The sequence below is a fragment of the Methanoregula sp. genome (genome assembly GCF_049518935.1).
In the GTDB taxonomy this organism is placed as follows: Archaea; Halobacteriota; Methanomicrobia; order Methanomicrobiales; family Methanospirillaceae; genus Methanoregula.
The window spans coordinates 68,080-84,182 of the sequence record NZ_JBEKRH010000008.1 but is presented as its reverse complement, the minus strand read 5'-3'; the positions used below and the strand labels follow the sequence as shown (position 1 = coordinate 84,182).

Sequence of the window (16,103 nt, the reverse complement as noted above, 5' to 3'; positions counted from 1 at the left end):
CTCATGCCACCTCCGGGACAGGAGTCCTCTTTTTGAGATCGGCAAATGCCTGCTTCAGGAGAGGGATAGTCTTCGGGTGCCTGACACAGATAATCTCGGCTCCTGCTGCCGCTGCGGCAATTCCCGTGGTGAATTCCCACTGGACTGCCATCTCGTCCTGCACTGCAGGCTCTGCTTCCCGGACTTCCTTGATAGTGAGGGAATCGATTGCCGAGCAGATCATCGGCATCGCAAGATCGGTGTCACCTTTGAGAGCAGAGAACCGGATCCTCTCCATTGCTGAGAATGAGTACTCGAACCCGTACCCGAGCGTCCCGGTATAAGGATCGATAAGGATGCGGTCCCGGGGGACGCCAATCTCCCGCAGGAGGATGTTAAGTTGTTTTGCCAGGTTGATATCGATGGGTGACTGGGCGATGATCGAATGATTGTAGGCGAGAACGGCAGCGGCAATGCTGCGGTACCGGCCTGCTTCAGCAGTGCCAAGGAGCAGTTTCTCGCCCTGTGCAGTCTCGCCGCATTTCTGGAAAACTTCGCTGTCGATCTTCGGCTCATTGCTCCCCTCGATAATCAGGGGAAGGCTCGATGCCGAGAGTACGGTCTCCACTGTTTTTCCCACGGAAGCTATATCTGAGAAGTTGCGCTGCCGGGTGCTGGTCAGGTACAGCCGGATAAGATCCGCACCGTATGTGGCATCCGCAGTTCTGGTCCATTCCCCGACATTATTGATAAGATCCCCGCAGTAGTTTTTGATGATAGGCGACCAGAAGACCGGGTTGTCACAGACCTCGAACGCAATCAGCGGGGCGGGGGAAGTATTCTCCTTCTCCAGGAACGGGAGCGTTGTCCCGCCCCCCATCTTGTAGGAAATTCTCCGTGTCCCGCCATCAGCTTTTGTAGCTCCGAGCACCAGGTCACCGATTGTTGATGTCCAGCCGAAATTTACATCGAATACCATGGTACACCATCACACCAGGGGTTTCATGGCCAGTGCCGGATGCCCGACACGTTCCAGGAATACCATGAGGTCTTCGATAGTCGTTGCCGTAGTTTCATCCCCGATCTTCTCAAAAAACCCGGTAAGTCCCCGTTCGGCAAGTTTTGGTTCCAGCCGGGCCTTCAGTTCATCCTTGATCTGCGAGGGCATCCAGACCAGGCGCTCGATCCCGCCATCCCCCTGGAGGAACTTATCGGACAGGATATAATTTTTTGAAATCCCGGCAAAGCCCGGTGTCTGGGCTCCCCCGCCAATCGTTCCGGCGAGTGTGGAGAACGTCATTCCGGAGGGGGTTATTCCCTTGAATTCCCGGTTCACGACCATGATGCCGTTTACTTCCGGCAGCATAAGGGCGATTGCCTCGAAACAGCCGCAGCAGGTCATCGGGACTTCCATTACGCTGTAGAGCGAACAGCGCTCGATCTCGCCGTGGCTTGCTTTCTTCACGAACCGGTTGATCCCTTCATATTCTCCGGTCTGGGCGTTGATCACGGCACCTTTCTCTACGGGCTGGTTTGCACCGGACGGGGACATTTCGTAGGCGATCTTCCCGTCAAGCCAGCTGATCGCACCGCAGAGGGCAAGGCGTTCCGGGGTAATGATACAGACATGGTTCGGGGCAAATGTCTGGCAGAGCGTACAGGAGTAATACAGGTTCACGTCGCTATCGTGCATACCCTTGATCCGGGCATCCCTCTCATCGTATACCTGATCAGCTGTTTTTTTGGCTTCGAGCACCTTGGCTGCATCTGTGATGAGTGTAACGGACACCGCATCGAGAAGGTTCGGGAAATCCATCCTGAATTTGCTTGCAAGGAGTTTGCCGATATGCTCGATCTTCACTCCCTTGGCAACGGCTTCCTTGGAAAGCCTCACCCATATCAGGTCCCGCTGGGCCACGTGCCACGAACCTTCGCCATAATTAACAAAGTTGTGGATCCGCCGTTCGAGCACCGGCTCGTAATCCTTCTTCATGGTTTTACCGGCTACTTCGATGATGATCCCGAGCGGATTGGCCGATCCCTCTTTCATTGCATCGATTTCCGGCCCGATTACGGTAACCTGACCATCCGTGATCTCCCCGGGAGATCGCATGCGAAGGAGTTCAAATGCCGGCGACCGGCCGCCGCCGAACTCCACGTACATCTCTTCCTTTCGTATACTCTTGCCTTCGAATGCCGGGGAACAACCCATCGGAATCGGGATCGCAGTCACGTTGACTTTGATGCCTTTCTGCTCCATGCCCAGCCGGACCACATCTTCCGGGGTTGCGGAGATCCATGTTCCTCCCTCGTATTCCCCCAAAGACAGGATGGGGAATCCGAGTACCCGCATGCCATCTACAAGTGCGATCTCTTCATCGGTCAGTCCCGGGAAAACAATAACGATCGCTTTTGCCCGCTCTGCTGCATAGGTAAGAAGCCGTTGGGTGTCTCCGGGAGTGACACCTCCGAACATCATCGCAACCCTTGCAATGATGTCAACAAAATGGATCCCGTGGAATGGTGTCGATCCGAGGGGAATGAGCCGGTATTCGAGACCGAGTTTCACCCCGGCTCCGGATAACCTGGGAATCACTGGTCCGGCAAGGAATGTCAGCATGTACTTTTCCTGCAGTTCCCGGCAGACTGCGGCAGCACTCCCGGCACTCCGGGGTGTACCTACGACAAGTGCCAGGCCAAGAATGCTGCCATCAACAAGGGAATATCCCAGCTTACGGATCACCGTGTCGCTGATGAATCCTGTATACGGGTCCGGTTCTTTTCCGGAAACTGCTGTGCTTTCTGCGAGCAGGCATTCGGAAGCAACTATGGGATTATTGCCGGTCTTTGCAAAAACATCGGCTGCTGCCTGCCTGTCATGTACTGCCGTACCCGTAAGCGCAAAAGAAATCGGGAGGTGGTATGCAGTCTCCTCGTAGGAAAAAGGCTTCTGTATGGTTGTGATCCTTTCTTTCAGCAGGGTTTCGCCATGTTTTTTGGCCAATTCCACGTCGGTCATTATCCGGTTTCCTCTGATCATGGGTTACCCGGTAAGATAGATATAGTTTCGTTACCGGGTAATTTTCAATCGCCCCGGAAAAGGCATAATTTCAGAAAAAATCCCCATTCATGACAAAGATATATATTCCTTATAAATGATAATATTTTAAAAGAGGCTGAAATTATGGGGATTTTTCGGAGTTACAAAATTCTTTCATTCATTGCCCTGGTTATTGCCGTGCTCTGGTGTTTTTCCCCTGTACTTGCGGACAATACCAGTGTCTCGATTGCATATCGCGGACCAGGCGGGAATTATATCGGGGATACAATAATCTTTGACGGGTACAATTCGGTGAGCAACACGACGGTCCTCCAACTGACCGGCCCGGGCCTTCCCGCCGGGGGTGTCCCGGTGTATGACCTCAACGGTCCGGCTGGGAGCGGAAACCCGGTTGGAGTGAATTCAGATGGCTCCTGGAGGTTTGTCTGGTATACAGGCAATATCAATGGAGTTGAGAAGATGCAGACTGCACGGTATTACATTACTGCGTTTGATCTCAGCAATCCTTCTAAGACTGCCACTACATCTATCATGATGGAAAAACCTGAATTCTATGTTGTCCCGACACCGAACCCGGTTGAGACCGGAGCTTACATACAGCTTCTGGGAACTGCTGAACTGGGAGCACCGGATATCCGGATCGAAATCCGGGACCAGAGCGGCACACTTCTTCATGTCTATGATACGGCAGCCACTAACAGCGGGTACTTCAATTACGGGTTCCATATCGATATGCCTCCCGGAGATTACCCGATTACGATTTCCAGTGCTTCGATGAAAAGTTCTTTCCAGACCATCATTCATGTTCTCCCGCCACAGATTCCAACCCCAGTAACTACCGCGGGTGCCTCTGGTGCGGGCCAGCCCGGTATTACAACAGTGCCGGCATCTGCCATGAGCCCCGGTCTCACGTCAACTCCTGCATCTGCTGGAACACCCGTAACCCCGACACCGGCAGCCACCAAAAACCCGGAACCCGTCTCAATCTCTCCCCTGGCAATCATTGCAGGCCTGATCATCGCGGCCCTGGTAGTGTTGCTTATCCTGGTTATCGGGAAAAAGATCTAATCATTTTCTCTCTCTTATTTGATCCATCTACCTCCGGAATGTTTCAGCTACGACCATAACGTATATTGTCGCACAGGGAAAAATGCTAAAGCCACAACCGGTGAACCATGCGAAAATTCTCTTTTATCGCTCATATGCCCGATGCACCCGGTTCATTACACCGGGCTGCGGAGATCATCAAAGAATATGATGGGAATATCAACCGTATCCAGTTCGATCGCCGGATTGACCCGGGAACTGTCTTCTACGAGGTTACTGCAACAGATGAATCATACCGGAAAATTACCGGTAAACTTGCGGAGATCGGGTACCTGCAGTCCTCAATTAAACCCCTCGATTTTTTAAAGTTCTGTGTCTACCTGCCGCACCAGCCGGGTGCACTCTATGAATTCCTGAGTTATACCACATCCGCTGGCGCCAACATTGCCCTGATCGATTTTGATGACAAGGGCCGGCACCCCCACCGGCTTACCGTAAGCCTGAATCTCGAACAGAGCATGGTAATCGACCAGCTGCTCGACCAGCTGAAGTCCCGGTACCGTCTTGAGATCATCGAGTACGACAAGACCGGCCGGCACCTTGATGATACGGTCTTCTATGTACGGTACGCTCAGGAAGTCCGGGATATTATCGGTGAATCAGAGGAGACCTTCCTGCTCTCCTTCCTTGCCGATACCAATCATATCGTCCAGGAGCTGATGGACCGGGGATGTGATCCCCGCAGGGCTTTTGACTGCGTCCTCACCACAGGACGGACCATCAACGAGACAAAAGGCGACCGGTTTTATGCGGATGTCCAGCAGTTCCCTCTCTCACCGGGTATCACGCTGTACTGTTTCCAGCTTCCCTGCGGGGGAAGCATCTTTCTTATCCAGACCCCGGATGAGATCGTCATGATCGATACCGGATATGGTATTTACCACGATGCCGTTATGACCATGTTCTCTCATTATGGCCTCGGAAATCTCCGGAATCTCTCCCGCATCATCGTTACCCATGCAGATGCGGATCATTGCGGTGCGGCCGGGTTTTTCCCGGTCCCGGTCCTCCTGCACAAGGATACACTTGAGATTATCCGGACTAACAACCGGGCATACGGCTCCCGTAACCAGGAATCGGTGCTCGAGGAGTTCTACACCAAGATGATCAATCTCTTCTCGGAGTTCAATGCCCCGCAGGATATCCGGGTTTTTCCTGATCCCGTGGGACTTTCACGGGGAACATTGCCGGTGATCAGCACATTCCATGCAGGTGAGGTTACGTTTGAGGTGCTTGAAGGGCTTGGAGGCCATACCTGCGGGCAGATCTTCCTTTACTCCCCGACCCATGGCCTGATCTTTGCCGCCGACAGCGTGATCAATTTTGCCAGCCTGACAAAAGAGCGGGCGGACTACAGTTCGCTCGCGGCATTCCTTGTTACCAGCGTTAACGTCAACAGCGAACTCGCAAAACAGGAACGCACAACCCTCCTCGCCCTTGCTGAAGAGACCGACAGGGCGCTGGCGGGTACCGGACAGCGTTGCCTCATCTGCGGCGGGCACGGGGCCGTTTCCGTGCTGGAGAACGGGAAGCTCACGCCTTTGGGAGATATTGAACACTACGTAGCGAAGAAAGAGTGAACAGACCGGCACATTTCGACGGACCGAACCGTACCACTTTAAGATACTACAGCGGCATGGACAGCCCAAATCTGTGGAAAATCGTTGAAAAGGGAGTTACGGGATCCTGGGAACCGCACACAGGTTGCCGAACTTGTTGATGCTGTATGATGCGAGGATGGCTTCATCGTCAAGCATCTTTTCCCCGATACCGATCCTGCTCAACTTGTCACGGATTATTTTGATCTTCTTTTCAGTATGTTGCATAGGGTAGTTGCTTACTTGGCGAGTGACACGATAAAGAGATGTATTGGGAAAAAGGGGATTTTTTTGAACCTGAAAAACCCTCTACCGAGGAAATGATACGATTAGATGGTCAGTATTCGTAATTGGTAACTATGATCTCTTCCGTCCCGTTTCGTCTCAGTCCGTTGCAATTGATATATCGTTTGGCTTCAACAGTATCGATATGATAATCGCTATAGAGCTCTTCAATCTCCTCAACCTTCGAATTACTCAACATCAGCAGCACGCCCTTTTTTGAGAGTTTCCGGAACCGTTTTGCCAGGCGTTCCTGGTCCTCGAATCCGAAACCCCCGGAATTGTAATCTGTGAAATTCGCGGTCTTTGATACCGGCATGTAGGGGGGATCGAAGTATACGAAGTCCCCGTTTTTCGCGGACTTTACCGCAGTTTCGAAATCAGCATTGAGGATGAGAACTTTTGAGAGCAGGGCACTGAATTTCATGAGTGAGGTCTCGCAAGCGAGCGTCCGGTCGGCATGCCTCCCGAACGGGACATTGAACTTCCCCTTGTTGTTCACCCGCCAGAGGCCGTTGAACCCGTACCGGTTCAGGTAGATGAGAATGGCGGCCCGTTCCACTTCGTACCCCGGTTCGCCCATGATTGCATTGAACTCATGTTTCCACCGGTTGAACGAATCATTGTCATTCCTGAACTCTTCATTCAGGACCGCAGACAACAGCTGGCAGGGGTGCTGCTGGACAATATGGTAGAGATTGATCAGCTCCCGGTTGGCGTCAGCAATCACTGCAGACGAGATCTGTCCTTTGTTCTCCAGGTGAACCAGCAATGCTCCCCCGCCGACAAACGGCTCAAAATAGGTATTCCATCTGGCCGGCAACCGCTTGTCGAGTTCACTGAGGAGCTGCCGTTTTCCGCCTGCCCATTTTATGAATGGCGAGCATTGCGTCCGGGATGTGTGCACCTGTAAAATTTCATGTACATTCCATATAGATCTATCCCCTGAATCAGGTGAATCGTGTCAGGGTACGAAAAAATGACAGGGATAATCGTGGTTTACGATATTCTCATCTACTATGTGATAGCATCCTTTACTGAAAGCATGGAAAGCCACAGGGTACAGGAAATGATGCTGTTGATGGCATCAAAGATCCGGGCGATTGCGAATACGATCTCTGATGAAGACGTGGAGAAACTCCTTGGTGAACTCCTCAGGGCAGAACGCATCTATGTCATTGGCGCAGGGCGCTCGGGACTCGTGGCAAAGGCGTTTGCCATGCGCCTTATGCACCTCGGGCTCCAGGCGTATGTTGTCGGTGAGACTATCACCCCGGCCATGAATGCCGGCGATGCAATGGTGATCTTCTCCGGTTCCGGCAGGACAAAGACCGTTGCGGATATTGCCGAGACGGCCAAGGATATAGGGGCGCACATCTGCCTGATCACCTCCAATGCAGACTCGCGCATCGGGAAAATCTCCGACTGCGTCGTGATCATCGAACACCAGCGGGACGAGGTGGAGGATGATGCCCAGGAATTCGAGATCCGGCAGATGATGGGCGAACACAAGTCTTTTGCCCCGCTCGGCACGCTTTTTGAGACCGCTTCGATGATCTTTGGCGATGCTGTGATCTCCCGGCTGATGGAGATCACAAAAACGGATGAGAGTGCCCTCAAGAACCGGCACACTAATATCGAATGAACCCCGAGTGGTCTTTATGGTGCTGAAATTCTCTCCACGGGTCACCGGGATCGAGATCTCCGGTATCCGGAAGATCTTCGAATCAGCGGGACCGGATTCGATCAACCTCGGGCTCGGGCAACCTGATTTTGATACCCCGCAGCATATCAAGGACGCTGCGATACGTGCAATCAACGAAGGGAAGACCGGTTACACGCCGGGAACTGGTATTCCGGAACTCCGCAATGCGATCTGTAAGAAGTTCAAAGACGAGAACGGTCTTTCGTACACACCTGACCAGCTTATTGTCACCGCCGGTGCCAGCGAGGCCTTGCATATCGTGATGCAGGCGCTTGTCGATAACGGCGACCGTGTGCTCTGCCCCGACCCGGGGTTTGTTTCCTATGCATCCCTTGCCACGCTCGCCGGTGGCAGGCCGGTCAGTGTTCCGCTTACAAAGAGCCTCCATATCGATGTCGAGAGGGCAAAGGCCCTGATGGATGGTGCGAAACTGATGGTCATCAACTCCCCGGGCAACCCGACCGGTGCGGTTGAAGACAACGAATCGATCAAGGCGATCGTCGAGTATGCGGATGACAAGGGTGTCGTTGTTGTTTCCGACGAGGTATACGAGCACTTCATCTATGGCAAGAAACACTGGAGTGCTGCGGCGTTCGGCGAAAATGTTGTCACGATCAATGCTACGAGCAAGACATACGCAATGACCGGCTGGCGACTCGGGTACCTTGCCGCACCGGCCGAGATTGTCGGGCAGTGCCTCAAGGTACACCAGTACTGCCAGGCCTGCGCCACCTCCATTTCCCAGTATGCTGCGGTTGCTGCGTACGAGGGAGACCAGGCACCGGTAAGTGCGATGCGCGACGAGTACCGGGTCCGCCGGGATATTATCTGGAAAGGACTCTCCGACATCGGGCTGAAGTTTACCGTTCCCGAAGGCGCGTTTTACGCTTTTGTCCCAATGAAGCCGGCACTCACGGAGAAGATTATCAATGCAGGTGTGGTCATCGTCCCCGGCACGGCATTCGGCGTCAACGCACCGGAGTATGCACGGTTCAGCTATGCAACGTCCCGGCAGAACCTGAACACTGCCCTTGAGAGGATACGAAAGATAATGGATGAATGACATACTGAGTGATTACCATGGTCAAAGAACTGTTACAGAAATTATCCAATGCGCATGGCGTCTCGGGCAGTGAAGGCAGCGTTTACGCGGTGATCAAGAAGGAACTGAAAGGTCACGTAGACGAGATCCGCGAAGATGCGATGGGCAACCTGATCGCGATCAAGAAGGGGAACAAGTTCAAGGTGATGCTCGCCGCCCACATGGATGAGATTGGCCTGATGGTCAAGTTCGTGGACGAGAAGGGATTCCTCCGGTTCGTAGCCCTCGGCGGCTGGTACGGCCCTACGCTCTACAACCAGCGCGTGATCCTCCATTCCACCAAAGGACCGGTCTACGGTGTGATCGGTGGCAAGCCCCCGCATATGATGGATGACGAGGAGCGCAAGCGGGGTGTCAAGATCGATGACATGTTCATCGATGTCGGGGCCACGAACCGGCAGGAAGTGGAAGTGCTGGGAGTCGATGTCGGCACGCCCGTCACAATCGACCGCGAGTTCGTGGAACTTGGAAACGGCCGCGTCTCCGGCAAGGCATTCGACAACCGCGCCGGCGTTGCGATGCTGATCAAGACTCTCAAGGATGTGGACTCCCCGCTCACAATCTTCGGTGTTTTTACTGTGCAGGAAGAGGTCGGGCTCAAAGGAGCGCGGACGAGTGCCTATGCCCTGGACCCTGACTGTGCCATCGCCACTGATGTCACGATCCCCGGCGATCACCCCGGAATCGAGATGAAAGACGCCCCGGTCGAGATGGGTAAAGGCCCTGTTATCACCATCGTTGACAGCAGCGGCCGCGGCCTCATCGCGAACAGGAAAGTCGTGAGCTGGCTCAAGGAAGCAGCAGACAGGAACAGCATCCCGGTACAGCTCGAAGTCGGCAGCGGTGGCACGACCGATGCAACGGCCATCCACCTGACCAAAGGTGGTATTCCCAGCACCACACTTAGCATCCCGTCCCGGTACATTCACTCGCCCGTTGAGGTAATCGATATGCGGGATCTCGAGGCCGGTGTTAATCTGCTGGTTGCTGCACTGAAGCAGAAACCAGTGCTGTAATTTTTTAACACACTTTTTAAAGGTACTTAACTGCACCACTTTACTCAAGTCCCGATGCACCAGATCAAATTCAATTATCCGGACACCGGTCGCAATTATTTTTTTTAAAGAAATTTCCGGGGATGTTAAACTCCCGGAAAAATTATTTCCCCTCCCCCTCAATAATCCCGGCAACTTTTTTACCGGTCTCGGTTGTCTTGTAATACCGGTTCATCTTTTCATCCGGCGTCAGGCATTCAACGAGCCCCACTTTTTATCGTCACCGGACGTCCCGGTTCACCGCGGACCGGGCGACACCGCATCGCTGGCGGCGCCAAGGCCGGTGATCGTGAAGCCTCCGATACACCAGGCTCGTCGTATTATGAGACCAGGAAATGCACCTCGTTCCCGGGTCCCTTCATCCGGGCCCGTAAAACGCTCCGTTTTGACCCCCTTCCGGGAAAAACCGTGTCCCAAACATGAAAATGCGTGTCTTAAACGGTTCTTATTGCGCGGATTTTTATGGTTTTCACGTCGTAGAATGGCCGTGCTCCGGACCATGCCCTAATGGGCCCTTTTGGGCGGGCGAAAAGGATGGGCAACGGGTTTTGGGTAGGCCCTGCATCTTTAACGGGACCGGAGTGGCTTCCTGGAGGCCTGCTTTCAACTCATCCTATCCGGGCCTTTTACGAGCCCGGATTGCCATTTCATGAAGGGCATTTTCGGAATTTAGTGCAAAAACCACCCTATTTCGTGCAAGTGTTTTGGGAATTCGCGATATTTGTGGGATTCTGGCCAGTCGGGGCATTTTGCGTTGCGGTGTAAAATGTAAATAGAGCTTAATTACATCACGGAACTGAGGGGGCCATGGAGTGCAGGAGGGGGCAGTGAAGGAAACCCCTGTTTTCCGGCCGGGGCCGCTCCTGAAGGTATGGAATTTTTCCTTGGGGATCTTTAATTTTTTTAAGAGGGATAGAAGGGTCTTGAAAAATTTTCAGGTAGGGTCGGGTTGGTTATAGAAAATTATTTGCCGGAAAATTTCCTGAACGATGAACGGCCGCCGCCCCGAAGGGCGCCCCGCGGCGGATCAATTGCCGGAAAAATCCGGATGCCAGAAATCTGCCCGGCGAGGCGACCGAGCGACCTCGAAGAATTCTGAAGAATTCTTCTTAACCTCCTGCGTCGGTCCCCGCAGGGGGTGAGAACAAATCGCATTGCCATTGCCGGTGGTTGAGGGGCACGGGGCTTGTAGTGGAGAGGCCGATGATATACCACGGCGACCGGGAGAGGGGGATCTTCATTATTTTTAAATAACCCTACTGACAGCGTTTAAAATTTTTCAAACGCAATCACTTTTGCATTTTGATCCCGATCAAATGTGGTCCGGAATACAGAAAAATACCTTGCACAGATCAATGCAATGTGCACCAGATATTGTGGAAGATACGAATGTAGTGCACCACGGGATCAGGTATTGTGGTGCTTATATCTGATAATGGAAAATCCCCCCAGAGAGAGGATCACTAACGTAAGGAATATGATTTTCAACGATGGTTTTTTATTAAAATAGCCTTCGGTGTCAGAAAAATAATCATCAGAAAGACAACGCCTCGGCCGGGATTTGAACCCGGGTCAAAAGCTCCGGAGGCTTCTAGGATGTCCACTACCCTACCGAGGCAACTTTTACCTTATCTATTCTCTCGCCTACCCATATAAAGAGGGAGGATAGTCAAAACCTGCATTATTAATACTCCCTGCAGAAATATTCCGCTGATGCCATTACGCGGAAATCCCGGTATTACGGTGCTGGTACTCTTCCTGGTCGTTCTGTCCGGATGCACACAGCCGGACAAAACCGTATTACATATTCCCGTGAATGTGTCTGTAAATATCACGTCCGAAACTCCCGCCTCGCCATTGCCGCTCCTCACGCAGACTGCTTTCACCACCAGTTCCTCTGATACAACCACGGTTACCCGCCCTGAAGCGCAGTCAACTCCTGCTGCCACTCTGTCAGAACCGGTGATACCCGGGGGTTACCTGCATTATACCGGTGCAGATTATTCCCTCGACTACCCGGCAACGTGGGGTATCAATGTCACCACACTCCCGCTCCGGGAATATCATCATACCTGGAACGGGTGTTCGGTCACGCTCGCCTGGCAGCTGGACCAGGAACTTCGCATGTATTATTCCGGGGATAACAGTACGCTCTTCTATTCCTCGGTCGTGAATACCCAACGGGACATCTGGCCCCGCGATCTCAACACGCAGATCGATTATGCGGATATCATCAATTCCATACTCGGGGACCCGGATTATTGTGCAAACACTCCCATAGGTGCGTTCACCATCTCAGATGTCACGGACGCCCCCCTTGCAGGTGTTTCCTATAAAGCGATCCGGGTCGATTTCGGAAAGATCAATGCAACGGGTTTCACGGAGGGGACCGGGACAGTATACATCATCACCGGAAAGAACCGGCGTGGTGTGTTCACATTCTACAGCTCATCACTCGATCCCGGTGTGAAGGCCACGATCTCCGGATACATGTTCAACAGCCTTCGGCTGGATTCCAGTTTCTGAACGGGACACTATCCGTCATGGGAACTCAGTTCCCCGGGGTACAGATGTATGTCGGAAAACCGTTGGTCGTGTTAACCGGGATTTGAGATCAATCGCGATGATACTTCACCAAGAAAGCGGTAACGGGAGTCCGGTTGATTGGAAAAAAATCAGAGTTTCTTCATATGGTACTGGTGCCAGATCTTGCAGGCACCCTCGTGGCTGACCATGCACGGCCCGACCGGAGTCCGCGGGGAGCACACCTTGCTGAAGAGCTTACAGTCGGAAGGCTGTGCGATCCCCCGCAGCACCTTGTCGCAGATACAGGCTGAGTGCTTGGTGACGTGTTTAAAGACAATGCCGAACTTCTTCTGCGCATCGTACTGTTCGAACTCCTTTTTCAGCCGGAGACCGGAGCCGGGAATGACCGGGAACCCGCGCCATTCCACATCGGAGGGTTCGAAAACCTCGTACATGATCTTCTTTGCCTTGACATTACCTTCCCGGCTGACCGCACGGGGATAGGCGTTGTCCACCCGGTGCGTCCCCTCCCTGACCTGTCGCACGAGCATCAGGAGACCGAGCAGGATGTCTTCGGCCTCAAAGCCGGCAACGACCTGCGGTACCGGGAACACTTCGTACTCCTCGTATCCCATGATAGTGCAGACATGGCCCGGGAGCATGAAACCGTGCAGATTTGCCTCGCCCTGTTCGAGCAGCCATTTCATTGCCGGCGGGACAATGCGGTGGCAGGACAGGATGGAAAAATTTTTCGGGGGTTTTGTGAGGATGCTTGCGGCAACGGTCGGGGCGGTGGTCTCGAAACCGACAGAAATGAAGACCACTTCTTTGTCGGTCTTCTCCGCAATTTCGACTGCTTTATGGACACCCTGAACTACGCGGATATCACCGCCGCAGGACTCAAGAGATCCTTTTGAACCGGGGACCCTGAGAAGGTCGCCATAGGTGGCGATGATGCAGTCCTTCTCCACCAGGTCGAGCGCAGCATCTATCTCCCCCTGCGGGGTAATGCAGACCGGGCAGCCGGGGCCCATAACAATTTTGAGCTGTTCGGGAAGCAGGCTGCGCAGTCCGGTCCTGGCGATAGCAGCCTCGTGAGTACCGCAGATATGCATGAAGGTCATGTCACGGTCCACCAGTTCATGCAGCATATCTGCCATCTCTTTTCCCGTCGCCATAGAACTCTCAAAAGTATTTACTGTGAAATCACATAAGAGTACGTATATGGATGACAATCTGCTGTTTGCAATTGCCACAATTATCCTCGGGCTTCTCATTGCCGGCCTTGCGCGGGGGATTGTCCGCTGGCTGGAGAAATTTGCCGAGACTACCGAGACCAAGTGGGACGACATCATTGTTGCTGCCATCGGCACACCCGTGCAGGTCGGGATCATCGCAGTCTCGGTCTATATTGCACTGAAATTCCCCGGGGTCGTTCCTGCCCAGTATGCCTGGATTATCTCCGACAAGATTCTTAACTCGATCTACATCCTGATCGGGACCTGGATCATCGCAAGCCTTGTCCAGGATATCATCACTATCTACGGGCACGCTCTTGCAGAGCAGACCGAAGGAGATTGGGACGACCGGCTGGTTGAATTCCTGGAACTTGCCGCCCGGTACATCATCTGGTTTGCCGGGATCATGCTGATCCTTGTCAATCTTGAGATCAACATCACACCGTTCCTTGCTGGTGCAGGTATCGCAGGCCTGGCTTTTGCTCTCGCTGCCCAGGATATCATCTCCAACTTTTTTGGTGGTGCCATCATCACGATGGATAAACCGTTCAAGGTGGGCGACCGGGTGAAAATCGATACATATTATGGTGATATCGTCAATATCGGTCCACGGAGCACGCGGCTCAAGACTCTTGATTACCAGATTGTGACGATACCGAACAACAAGATCACCTCCAGTTACATTGTCAATTATGCAGAGCCGGATGTAAAACTCCGGATCACCATACCGGTCAGCGTTGCATATGGGACAGATCCCGGAAAAGTGAAACAGATCCTTCGCGAGATTGCAGCCGATGTGATAAAGAACACCGATTACGTGCTGGAAGAGCCGGCTCCCACGGTCTTTTTCCAGGAATTTGCTGATTCCAGCCTGAAATTTATCCTGTATGTCTGGGGGCGGAAGTACAACCTCCCGGATGAAATAAAAGATGCGATAAATATACGGATTGCTGCCCGGTTCGTTGCGGAAGGTATCGAGATTCCCTTCCCGCAGATGGAAGTGCGGCTGAAGAAAGAATAGTTTTTTCTTTTTTCCCTGTAGTGTGGGATTATAAAAATATCAGATTCAGGTGCTTTTCTCTTCCGGAAGAAATAATCCGTAGTGGCGCAGTGGCGCGGTTACCGGTATTGGTGGGGTGTATGCGCTTTGATCTGGCGTGATCCGGATTTTTCGGAGTATCCCGACAGAGCGCTATTCAGGAAACCCGTCTTTATTCCCAAAGTGCTCCGCAATGTTTTATAAGAATTAATCTCAATGTAACTAGGCAACCAGCATCAGGAACTCTTTGGGGAGAATGCCCATCGGTAAACCCGATCCGGGATTGTAAGATGAATGCCTGTGTGACACAGCCCGGCAGTGTGCCTCCTTGGTAAGGAGGAAGTCGCGAGTTCAAATCTCGCCACAGGCTTGCAGTAAAAAAGGAAAATTTTTGAACTTTTTTTGTTGAGCGTATCCTTTTCAATTGCACGGTTAATGTTCAGACTTCAAAGATAGATCTGTCTTCATGGACTTCGACCCCCTGTAGGGATACTGCTGCCGATCTGTTTCCACCCTGGACACCCACTCCTGCTCACAGAAATGTATGGTATTTATGCAACGGTCTCATTAAATATCTTAAAAAAAAACCCGGATGTATGACTCGTGATGAAACTGCCATCTCGCTGAAAATGCCGACAGGATTGGTCGAAAAACTGGATACGATTGCAAAACAGAAGTACCTGAACCGTGATGATATTATTATTGATGCGTGTGCCTATTATTGCCAGTTCCATGATATGAACAGTGAACGATTTCCTGAAACAACGCGCAACATACTCTTCAATCTCGCCCGTCACGATGATGAATTCCGTAAAACGTTACGGGAAGCGTTACGGGATGGTCCGGTCGCGGATTCCAATAACCGCAAATAATTCTCCGCTCCCTCCTTTTTTCCCGCCACGGGTTCTTTTTGCAATTTATTTGCTTCACGCGTTTCTTCAGGTCATAATTTCGTTCGCCATTTTCCTGCTCAACCCCACGTACGTGTGCTCACGAAATAATCATGATAAGATCTCCCTCCGGTGAAACCCGGTAGCGTTTTATCAAAATATCATCCCCTATCGTGCAGGGGTTGCCGAAAACGATCTGAAATTTCTGACGGATCCTTTGAAGTGAAAATAAATCCCGTTCCTCACAATAGTCCTGACGTGCGGCTTCTTTCATCATGCAGCAGTGATTTCCGGGAACAGGTAATAATCCGTGGTGAACGGGGCGTGAAAGTGAAATACAGGGACAGGTAATCCCAGAAAATTATCCGGAAAAATATACTGGACGGTTTCTTAACGAGCATCCAGTCCGGGTTTTTAGAGGATAAATGCCATTTTTCTGCGCGAAACCGGATTATTTTTATCAGATTCCCGGCAAATCCCCGTTAACGTGAGATGAATTTATGGATATTCCGGGAAAATAC

Annotated in this window: 15 protein-coding genes and 2 tRNA genes; 9 read left to right on the top strand and 8 right to left on the bottom strand. The window is 52.3% G+C overall.

What is annotated here, in order from left to right:
• Position 1: 1 nt before the first annotated feature.
• Positions 2-958 (bottom strand): acetyl-CoA decarbonylase/synthase complex subunit delta, encoded by a 957-nt coding sequence (locus tag ABSE13_RS07165; RefSeq protein WP_424027823.1) that lies wholly within the window; start codon positions 956-958, stop codon positions 2-4.
• A gap of 9 nt (positions 959-967) precedes the next feature.
• Positions 968-2,998 (bottom strand): acetyl-CoA decarbonylase/synthase complex subunit alpha/beta, encoded by a 2,031-nt coding sequence (acsB, locus tag ABSE13_RS07160; protein ID WP_424027822.1) that lies wholly within the window; start codon positions 2,996-2,998, stop codon positions 968-970.
• A 165-nt stretch (positions 2,999-3,163) separates the two neighbouring features.
• Between acsB and ABSE13_RS07155 the strand changes: the two genes are divergently transcribed.
• Positions 3,164-4,108 carry a hypothetical protein gene (locus ABSE13_RS07155; RefSeq protein ID WP_424027821.1) on the top strand — a complete coding sequence of 315 codons (945 nt, stop codon included), beginning with the start codon at positions 3,164-3,166 and terminating at the stop codon, positions 4,106-4,108.
• A gap of 107 nt (positions 4,109-4,215) precedes the next feature.
• On the top strand, positions 4,216-5,727 hold the full coding sequence (locus ABSE13_RS07150) for an MBL fold metallo-hydrolase (protein WP_424027820.1): 1,512 nt from the start codon (positions 4,216-4,218) through the stop codon (positions 5,725-5,727).
• 96 nt (positions 5,728-5,823) lie between these two features.
• Here ABSE13_RS07150 and ABSE13_RS07145 read toward each other — a convergent pair whose 3' ends face one another.
• Together ABSE13_RS07145 and ABSE13_RS07140 are read right to left on the bottom strand one after the other, a co-directional pair.
• Positions 5,824-5,973 carry a hypothetical protein gene (locus tag ABSE13_RS07145; protein WP_424027819.1) on the bottom strand — a complete coding sequence of 50 codons (150 nt, stop codon included), beginning with the start codon at positions 5,971-5,973 and terminating at the stop codon, positions 5,824-5,826.
• Positions 5,974-6,082: 109 nt separating this feature from the next.
• The gene (locus ABSE13_RS07140) at positions 6,083-6,934 is read right to left on the bottom strand and encodes a DNA adenine methylase (protein ID WP_424027818.1); all 852 of its coding nucleotides are present in this window, start codon (positions 6,932-6,934) and stop codon (positions 6,083-6,085) included.
• Positions 6,935-7,072: 138 nt separating this feature from the next.
• Between ABSE13_RS07140 and hxlB the strand changes: the two genes are divergently transcribed.
• From hxlB to ABSE13_RS07125, 3 genes are read left to right on the top strand one after another with little or no spacing between them, the layout of a single operon-like run.
• On the top strand, positions 7,073-7,672 hold the full coding sequence (gene hxlB / locus ABSE13_RS07135; RefSeq protein ID WP_424027864.1) for a 6-phospho-3-hexuloisomerase: 600 nt from the start codon (positions 7,073-7,075) through the stop codon (positions 7,670-7,672).
• Between the two features lie 16 nt (positions 7,673-7,688).
• Positions 7,689-8,795, top strand: a complete 1,107-nt coding sequence (locus tag ABSE13_RS07130) for a pyridoxal phosphate-dependent aminotransferase (RefSeq protein WP_424027817.1) — start codon at positions 7,689-7,691, stop codon at positions 8,793-8,795.
• Positions 8,796-8,812: 17 nt separating this feature from the next.
• A complete protein-coding gene (locus tag ABSE13_RS07125) occupies positions 8,813-9,850 on the top strand; it encodes a M42 family metallopeptidase (protein ID WP_424027816.1) in 1,038 nt (345 codons plus the stop codon).
• A 1,148-nt stretch (positions 9,851-10,998) separates the two neighbouring features.
• Here the strand turns inward: ABSE13_RS07125 and ABSE13_RS07120 are convergent.
• Positions 10,999-11,130 (bottom strand): hypothetical protein, encoded by a 132-nt coding sequence (locus ABSE13_RS07120; RefSeq protein WP_424027815.1) that lies wholly within the window; start codon positions 11,128-11,130, stop codon positions 10,999-11,001.
• Between the two features lie 305 nt (positions 11,131-11,435).
• Positions 11,436-11,507, bottom strand: a tRNA-Arg gene (locus ABSE13_RS07115).
• Between the two features lie 95 nt (positions 11,508-11,602).
• Here ABSE13_RS07115 and ABSE13_RS07110 point away from each other — a divergent pair.
• A complete protein-coding gene (locus tag ABSE13_RS07110; RefSeq protein ID WP_424027814.1) occupies positions 11,603-12,415 on the top strand; it encodes a hypothetical protein in 813 nt (270 codons plus the stop codon).
• Between the two features lie 149 nt (positions 12,416-12,564).
• On the opposite strand, the gene hypD is transcribed toward ABSE13_RS07110, so the two are convergent.
• Complete coding sequence (gene hypD / locus ABSE13_RS07105) at positions 12,565-13,593, bottom strand: hydrogenase formation protein HypD (RefSeq protein ID WP_424027813.1); 1,029 nt, start codon at positions 13,591-13,593, stop codon at positions 12,565-12,567.
• Positions 13,594-13,639: 46 nt separating this feature from the next.
• Here hypD and ABSE13_RS07100 point away from each other — a divergent pair, with 46 nt between their 5' ends.
• From ABSE13_RS07100 to ABSE13_RS07090, 3 genes are all read left to right on the top strand, one after another.
• The gene (locus ABSE13_RS07100) at positions 13,640-14,674 is read left to right on the top strand and encodes a mechanosensitive ion channel family protein (protein ID WP_424027812.1); all 1,035 of its coding nucleotides are present in this window, start codon (positions 13,640-13,642) and stop codon (positions 14,672-14,674) included.
• Between the two features lie 314 nt (positions 14,675-14,988).
• Positions 14,989-15,062, top strand: a tRNA-Thr gene (locus ABSE13_RS07095).
• 226 nt (positions 15,063-15,288) lie between these two features.
• On the top strand, positions 15,289-15,564 hold the full coding sequence (locus ABSE13_RS07090) for a hypothetical protein (protein WP_424027811.1): 276 nt from the start codon (positions 15,289-15,291) through the stop codon (positions 15,562-15,564).
• 118 nt (positions 15,565-15,682) lie between these two features.
• Here the strand turns inward: ABSE13_RS07090 and ABSE13_RS07085 are convergent, their stop codons facing one another.
• Positions 15,683-15,859 (bottom strand): hypothetical protein, encoded by a 177-nt coding sequence (locus tag ABSE13_RS07085; RefSeq protein WP_424027810.1) that lies wholly within the window; start codon positions 15,857-15,859, stop codon positions 15,683-15,685.
• Positions 15,860-16,103 lie beyond the last annotated feature (244 nt).

What these genes read in the sequence shown, in the direction of transcription:
- ABSE13_RS07120 (WP_424027815.1), bottom strand. Translation starts at nt 11,130, where the DNA reads ATGAAGATCCCCCTCTCCCGGTCGCCGTGGTATATCATCGGCCTCTCC.
- ABSE13_RS07150 (WP_424027820.1), top strand. Translation starts at nt 4,216, where the DNA reads ATGCGAAAATTCTCTTTTATCGCTCATATGCCCGATGCACCCGGTTCA.
- ABSE13_RS07110 (WP_424027814.1), top strand. Translation starts at nt 11,603, where the DNA reads ATGCCATTACGCGGAAATCCCGGTATTACGGTGCTGGTACTCTTCCTG.
- ABSE13_RS07125 (WP_424027816.1), top strand. Translation starts at nt 8,813, where the DNA reads ATGGTCAAAGAACTGTTACAGAAATTATCCAATGCGCATGGCGTCTCG.
- hxlB (WP_424027864.1), top strand. Translation starts at nt 7,073, where the DNA reads ATGGAAAGCCACAGGGTACAGGAAATGATGCTGTTGATGGCATCAAAG.
- ABSE13_RS07090 (WP_424027811.1), top strand. Translation starts at nt 15,289, where the DNA reads ATGACTCGTGATGAAACTGCCATCTCGCTGAAAATGCCGACAGGATTG.
- acsB (WP_424027822.1), bottom strand. Translation starts at nt 2,998, where the DNA reads ATGACCGACGTGGAATTGGCCAAAAAACATGGCGAAACCCTGCTGAAA.
- ABSE13_RS07130 (WP_424027817.1), top strand. Translation starts at nt 7,689, where the DNA reads ATGGTGCTGAAATTCTCTCCACGGGTCACCGGGATCGAGATCTCCGGT.
- ABSE13_RS07085 (WP_424027810.1), bottom strand. Translation starts at nt 15,859, where the DNA reads ATGATGAAAGAAGCCGCACGTCAGGACTATTGTGAGGAACGGGATTTA.
- ABSE13_RS07155 (WP_424027821.1), top strand. Translation starts at nt 3,164, where the DNA reads ATGGGGATTTTTCGGAGTTACAAAATTCTTTCATTCATTGCCCTGGTT.
- ABSE13_RS07100 (WP_424027812.1), top strand. Translation starts at nt 13,640, where the DNA reads ATGGATGACAATCTGCTGTTTGCAATTGCCACAATTATCCTCGGGCTT.
- ABSE13_RS07145 (WP_424027819.1), bottom strand. Translation starts at nt 5,973, where the DNA reads ATGCAACATACTGAAAAGAAGATCAAAATAATCCGTGACAAGTTGAGC.
- hypD (WP_424027813.1), bottom strand. Translation starts at nt 13,593, where the DNA reads ATGGCGACGGGAAAAGAGATGGCAGATATGCTGCATGAACTGGTGGAC.
- ABSE13_RS07165 (WP_424027823.1), bottom strand. Translation starts at nt 958, where the DNA reads ATGGTATTCGATGTAAATTTCGGCTGGACATCAACAATCGGTGACCTG.